6 protein-coding genes and 1 pseudogene are annotated in these 5,279 nt (G+C 69.6%); 4 read left to right on the forward strand and 3 right to left on the reverse strand.

Going from position 1 to position 5,279, the window contains the following annotated elements; genetic code table 11:
* The first annotated feature begins 224 nt into the window (after positions 1-224).
* From ACIQOV_RS26155 to ACIQOV_RS26165, 3 genes and pseudogenes are all read left to right on the forward strand, one after another.
* Complete coding sequence (locus ACIQOV_RS26155) at positions 225-554, forward strand: hypothetical protein (RefSeq protein WP_401052420.1); 330 nt, start codon at positions 225-227, stop codon at positions 552-554.
* Between the two features lie 1,276 nt (positions 555-1,830).
* Positions 1,831-2,016 carry a hypothetical protein gene (locus ACIQOV_RS26160; RefSeq protein ID WP_401052422.1) on the forward strand — a complete coding sequence of 62 codons (186 nt, stop codon included), beginning with the start codon at positions 1,831-1,833 and terminating at the stop codon, positions 2,014-2,016.
* Between the two features lie 39 nt (positions 2,017-2,055).
* Positions 2,056-2,565, forward strand: a pseudogene (locus ACIQOV_RS26165) (transposase family protein); the annotation flags it as partial.
* 66 nt (positions 2,566-2,631) lie between these two features.
* Here the strand turns inward: ACIQOV_RS26165 and ACIQOV_RS26170 are convergent.
* Complete coding sequence (locus ACIQOV_RS26170) at positions 2,632-3,174, reverse strand: SMI1/KNR4 family protein (protein WP_401052424.1); 543 nt, start codon at positions 3,172-3,174, stop codon at positions 2,632-2,634.
* 1,253 nt (positions 3,175-4,427) lie between these two features.
* On the opposite strand from ACIQOV_RS26170, the gene ACIQOV_RS26175 reads away from it, so the two are divergent.
* Positions 4,428-4,583, forward strand: a complete 156-nt coding sequence (locus ACIQOV_RS26175; RefSeq protein WP_401052427.1) for a hypothetical protein — start codon at positions 4,428-4,430, stop codon at positions 4,581-4,583.
* Between the two features lie 26 nt (positions 4,584-4,609).
* On the opposite strand, the gene ACIQOV_RS26180 is transcribed toward ACIQOV_RS26175, so the two are convergent.
* Positions 4,610-4,741 carry a hypothetical protein gene (locus tag ACIQOV_RS26180; RefSeq protein WP_360347616.1) on the reverse strand — a complete coding sequence of 44 codons (132 nt, stop codon included), beginning with the start codon at positions 4,739-4,741 and terminating at the stop codon, positions 4,610-4,612.
* A gap of 209 nt (positions 4,742-4,950) precedes the next feature.
* The coding region (locus ACIQOV_RS26185) for a DUF2776 family protein (RefSeq protein WP_401052430.1) at positions 4,951-5,279 on the reverse strand (329 nt) is incomplete at its 5' end.

Raw genomic sequence — 5,279 nt, forward strand, 5'->3', positions numbered from 1 at the left:
CCCTGCCCCTCCGTGGCGCGGCCACCGTTCGTATGCTGGTCCGCGGGTGGTGGCGGCCTCCCCGGACCCCGGACGGTGCCGCGCGCCGCGGAAAGGGGGCACGGACATGCGGAAGCGGAAGAGGCGCACGGCCTGGTCGCTCACCTACTTCCTGCTGGGCGGTGTGTGCCTGCTGATCGCCGTGGTGATGGCGACGGGCCTGGCGACGACGAGGGCCGCGCGGGGTGGAACACCTGATCCCGGTCCTGATCCTCGGCGTCCCGGGTGCGGTGCTGACGTTCCGCGCGCCGGTGTTCGGCGTCTCCTACGGGTCGGCCGGGGTGAAGTACTCCGGGCTGCTCAGGGCGCGCTCCTACGCGTGGGCGGACATCCGGGAGGTGCGGGTGGCCGTCCTGGAGGGCACGGTCTACTCGTCCGACGTCCCGGAGCTGGTGCTGGCCTCCGGCGGGACCGACCAGCTGCACATGCTGGCGGGCCACGGCTCGGGCGGGACCAACAGGCGGGTCAAGCGGCTGGTGGCCGAGTTGGAGGCGGCGCGCGCGGCCGCTTCCTGACGCCGGTCGCTTCCCACCGGCTGCGCGCGGCGCCGGCAGGCTCCCGGTACCGGTTTCCCGACGGGCTCCCCGGGGCGCAGGCGTTGGGCCATGGTGGGCTCGGAGCGCATGGCACGGCAGCGGTTGCCGGCCAGGCTCGACGACAGATCTCGACCGGACTCATCCGCATCGGCTGACCCCACCCACCACCAGGAGGCCGCCACCGGAACATCCCGGTGGCGGCCTCCGCCGCGAACTCCGGGCAACCGGATCCGCTCCTCCGTCCGCGGTGCGGCCTACCGTCCGCGGTGCGGCCTACCGTCCGCGGAGCGCCCGGTTGTGGCTGCCCGACGAGAACGGTGCCGTCGCCCCTGCGGCCCCGGGCGCCGCCATCGGTGCGGAGCGGCCGGGGGCCGTCGCCGCGCTGGCGTAGCCGCGGGTGCGCGGCGCTCTTGTGCACCCGCACGCTGGGGCAAGGGCCGGCCCGTTGCCCGAACCCCGAGCGGGCACGGGCCGGCCTTTCCCCGATGCGCCTCACGGTGTCGGTGCCGACTGGGATGCTGGGCGGCATGGACGACGCGGCGCTCTGCGGGGCCGGGTCTACGGCGCCGACCACGACGACCCGGACCCCGGCCCGCGGTTCTGCGCGGGGGAGCGGGCGTGGCTGCTCGTGGGCCAGGGCTGCACGGAGGAGTCGCTTCAGGTGCTCGCCCCGTATGTCGCCACGGGCTGGTGGACGGCTGCCGAGACCGCGGCGGAGCTGCTGGAGGCGAGCGGCCGGGCCGACGACGCCATCGTCCTGCTCCGCACCCACGACCACCTCGATCAACAACTGCGACCAGCTGGCCGACCTGCTGGCCCGGCACGACCGGATCGAGGAACTGCGCGCGTACGCGGAGACCGCGCACCACTGGCACGCCGCGCAGTGTGGACGATCACGTGATTCGGCTCTGTCGAAGATCTTGTGATCAGGCTTGAGTCAGACGGCCCGGATGGTTGTGCGCCTCGGCTGCGCACGTCTGGCTTGTCGGCACCTCGGGCTGTCATCTCTGCGATTCGCGAAGGACGACCGGAGAGGGGCCGCGTGTGCAGATTGCCGGCGTCGACGTCTACGTGAATCACCCCGTCCTGGCGCTGGGATCAACTGACTGGCTGCCGGCCTTGAGCCTGAAGGAGGAACCGGCGGTCTCCTGCGACACCCATGTTGCGGTGCGGGTAAAGGCTCAGGTGCAGCTCATCAAGGTTCGGGTCTTCGCCGAGCCGATCCACGAGGGACCCCGGGCCGGACGACTCCTTCGTGACGGTCTTCGACGGGCCGATCGCGTTGGCCGACGGACGGCTCGTCATCGGTGACGTCATGGCCGAGACCCGCTTCGTGAAACTCATCGGCGAACAGGGCAGACGATGGGTCCGAGTGGCTGTGAATGAGCCCGGCTGGAATGCCGTAGCCGTCGATATTTCGGTGGGCCCGAAGCTTCAGTAGGCGTCCTCACCGGGGTCAGACCGTGAGAAGTATCCGCTTGCACCCGGTCTGCTGCGGGTCCTGCGTGAGACGGATCCTGATCACGTCCTGCTCGACGGGACGCTCGCCGAGTGCGACCGGGTCGGCGACAGCCGGGCCCACTTCTCTCAGAAGCACCGCCGTCACGGCGTGAACGTGCAGGTCGTGGCCGATCCCACCGGCAACCTGCTGTGGATCTCACCCGCCCTGCCCGGCCGAACCCACGACCTGACCGCGGCCCGCACCCACCGCATCATCCGGATCTGCGAACGCCAGGGCGTCCCCGTGCTCGCCGACCGCGCCTACATCGGGGCCGGCCCCTGGGCGACCACGCCCATCAGACGGCTTCCCGGCCAAGACCTCACCACAACCCAGCAGACGATCAACCGAGCCCTGTCAGCGGCACGAGCACCGGTCGAACGAAGCATCGCGCGACTCAAGTCCTGGCAGATCCTCCGCCGGGCCCGCTGCAGCCCCAACCGGATGACCGTCATCGCCGCAGCCGTCCTCACCCTGGAACGTCAACGCTGATGAATCTCATTGCCGTTCCAGGGTGAGGACGGATTGGCAATGGCCGTCATCCAGTTGGGAACCGTCTCACGACCAGACAAGTCGCCCTTCGGCAACGGAACAGACCGGATAGTCCCCCGCGCCGATCCTCGTCAGCATCTCCGCCACGGAGTCGAAGTAGTGAGCCAGTGACGCGTACTCGCCGGTGACCGTGGGCGCACCCACGAACCATCTGCCGATACGTCCGTCCCTCGCGTCGATGAACTGTCCCATCCAGCCGTCCCGGTCCGACTGGAACGGGATCCACTCCTCGCGCCATTCGCTCCCACCGGACAAGGGGTGATTCGCGTAGAGCCTCTCCATCGCCCGGATGCCCAGAAAGAAGCTTCCCTCGTCGGGGAACCCGTCGAAGCCGCAGCACATCACGTCGTCGTCGACGTCTTCCTCCGGCAGATCCAGATTGTTCTGCAACAGCCACGTCCGTAGGTCCCCATGAAGGGAGATCCCCATCCGTTCCTCGGCTGCCGCGAGCATCTGCTCCGTAGCGGGCCCCGGCAGATCCGCGTGAGCGGCCGGCGCGTGCTCTCGAAGAAGGCTCATCACACGCGACCAACTCTCAGCCACACTCATCGCCCTATGCCCTCTGTCCTCTCTACAGGGATGTCTCCGTCCGACCACGCCACTGCGGAGGTTGGGAAGTACCGGCCGGAGAACCTTGCAGGGATGGTACTTCGAGCATGCGTTCCATCCCTCCCCATAATCACCTTCCGCCCCGAAGCGCAGGACCGGCCCCTCAGCGAAGTGACCGCCCGCGACTTTTCACAGACAACCCACCGTGCCCGGTGGGCCCAGCCGAGGAGCTTCCAGGCTCAAGCGAGGGCCGCGGCGTCACCCTGGAGTGGCGAAGCTGAAAACGCTCACCTTGTCGTTTAACGTCCGGCTTCGAACAGGCGGGCCCCGGAGTGGCAGGCTGTGGTTGTGAGAATCGCGAGGGACGACCAGCCAAGGCCGTTGTCGACATGCTGGCTCTACTGGATCGTCGTACCGACCGGGGACCAAGCGGGAGTCGTCGCGTCGCTGGGCCTCGCCCGACCCGTACCCGTGACGTTCGCCGAGGCCGAGGCTGTCATCGACGAGGACGGCCACGGAGAGGCTGAGGACAATCCGGACGGACTGGCCCGGGTGTACGTGAGTCCCGAGATCGAGGGATGGACTCTGGTGATCGGCCCGTGGTGCGATCCGTGCAACAGCGATAGAAGTGACGCGGTCCTACGTCTGTGCGTTGGGAGCACAAACGACAAATGATGGCGCACATCCTCGCCTCATCGCTGATTTTCTCGATGGGCATGCGTGACTGTCAGCGATACGGAGAAAGAGCTCGACTGACCGGGTTTCCGCAGTGAACAAGGCTGAGATCAGAGCCCGTCGGCCGGCCGGCCGGCCGGATCGGGGTGGTGAGGAGGAGCAGTGGCCAGCTGCGGCGGCGGGCTGGAAGTCGAAGACGCTGGTGAACAGGTCGGCGACGACACCGCGGCCGCCGACCCGGCCGAGGTCCACGACGCCGGCGAGGCGGTCAAGGCGGAGGCCGACGCCGAGATCGAGGCGAGCTCCTTCCCTCGCCGCCGGCGGAACCCTCGACGGCCCCGCCAACCGCACCGGCCTGGGCGACGATCCCACGTTCCGGCCCGGCACGTGGCTGCGCAAGCAGGACAAGGCCCGCACCGACGGCAAGCTGACCGAGCAGCAGACTGCGCTCCTGGACGCACTCACCCGACACCCCGAGACCGTCACCGGCTGACCCGCCCCGCAAGATCCCGCCGTCCCGGCCCACCAGGCCGGGACGGCCGTCGCACCTCGTTCCCGACTTCCGGAGGCACCGCGCGATGACCGGCACCACCCGCCCCGACCCGGCTCGCACCGCCGCGCCCGAACGGCTGGAGCTGGCCCTGTACAGCAGCCGGCCCGAGCCCGCCGACCGTGACCTGGGCCGACCGATCCTCGACTCCCCTCCGGTGCGCGGTTCGATGTGGCTGCGCTAAGCCCGGCATGACGGCATCCGCACCCTTCACCACGGCGCCGGCCTGGCCCGCGGCTGGGTGCCGGCGAAGTGCCGTTCGTCGTCGGCGATCAGAGCCGGGTCCGCCTTGGCGGCGAGCCGCTCGGGCAGCTCGAAGGCACTGGTCGTCTGCTGGGTCATGTGTCCTGCTTCTCCGATCCCCTGCCGGGCAATTGCACGCGGTACACCCGGTTTGTGCGGTTTGCGCGGGTTTCCCGATTCAGTCAGCGACTGTGCGCCAGGGAGGGGGCCTTGCCGCAAGGCCCCCTGTCCGGTATGAGTTGGACAATGGCAGGAGAGCTTCGGCTCCCTGCCTTCGCTGTTCTCGGCCGGCTTTTTCGGGCGGCCGGTCAGTTCCGGTCGGCGACGCCGGCCTCCAGGACGGAGACCACGGCGAAGAGCGAGAAGCAGGCGGCGCCGAGGCCGACCAGGACCCGGGCCGCGACCATCACGTCCGGGTCGGCCGACTCGAACAGGAACGCCGACATGAACAGGCACAGCAGTGTGGTGCCGACCGGGACCAGCGGGGCGCGGCCGGCCGGCGGCGCGGCACGGCGCCAGCCGAGAGCGAGCAGCAGCACCGCGCTCAGCACTGTCCAGCACAGCAGACCCAGCCCGATCTGCACGTACCCGGTGGCCAGTTGACCGGGCCGGGGGTCCAGGGCGACGACGACCAGGC

Source organism: Kitasatospora sp. NPDC091257, from assembly GCF_044757675.1.
In the GTDB taxonomy this organism is placed as follows: Bacteria; Actinomycetota; Actinomycetes; order Streptomycetales; family Streptomycetaceae; genus Kitasatospora; species Kitasatospora lactacystinica.

Bases quoted from the DNA above. Each gene is read 5' to 3' on its own strand.
- ACIQOV_RS26170 (WP_401052424.1), bottom strand. From the start codon at position 3,174: ATGAGTGTGGCTGAGAGTTGGTCGCGTGTGATGAGCCTTCTTCGAGAG.
- ACIQOV_RS26175 (WP_401052427.1), top strand. From the start codon at position 4,428: ATGACCGGCACCACCCGCCCCGACCCGGCTCGCACCGCCGCGCCCGAA.
- ACIQOV_RS26180 (WP_360347616.1), bottom strand. From the start codon at position 4,741: ATGACCCAGCAGACGACCAGTGCCTTCGAGCTGCCCGAGCGGCTCGCC.